This window comes from Mesorhizobium sp. M2A.F.Ca.ET.037.01.1.1 (assembly GCF_003998075.1).
GTDB lineage: Bacteria > Pseudomonadota > Alphaproteobacteria > Rhizobiales > Rhizobiaceae > Mesorhizobium.
Genome location: NZ_RZSA01001845.1, coordinates 1 through 416 on the forward strand (window position 1 = coordinate 1; position 416 = coordinate 416).

Annotated in this window: 1 protein-coding gene; it reads left to right on the top strand. The window is 62.7% G+C overall.

Going from position 1 to position 416, the window contains the following annotated elements; translation table 11 throughout:
- Positions 1-29: 29 nt before the first annotated feature.
- Positions 30-416: adenylosuccinate synthetase (locus tag EOA27_RS40125; protein WP_189562463.1), on the top strand; the 387-nt coding region annotated here is incomplete at its 3' end.

Below are 416 nucleotides of genomic sequence, written 5' to 3' on the forward strand. Positions count from 1 at the left end.
GCCCGCGCGGCATTTCAAGGGAAAAGAACATGGCCAATGTGGTGGTCGTCGGCTCGCAGTGGGGCGACGAAGGCAAGGGCAAGATCGTCGACTGGCTGTCGGAACGGGCCGACGTGGTCGTGCGCTTCCAGGGCGGCCACAATGCCGGCCATACGCTGGTCGTCGACGGCAAGGTCTACAAGCTGTCGCTGCTGCCCTCCGGCGTGGTCAGGCAGGGCAAGCTCTCGATCATCGGTAATGGCGTGGTGTTCGATCCGCATGCTTTCGTGGCCGAAGCCAAGAAGCTCAAGGACCAGGGCGTGGAGGTCACGCCGGAGCGCCTGAAAATAGCCGAAAACACCGCGCTTATCCTGTCGCTGCACCGGGAGCTGGATGGATTCCGCGAAGATGCCGCCTCGAATTCCGGGACCAAGATC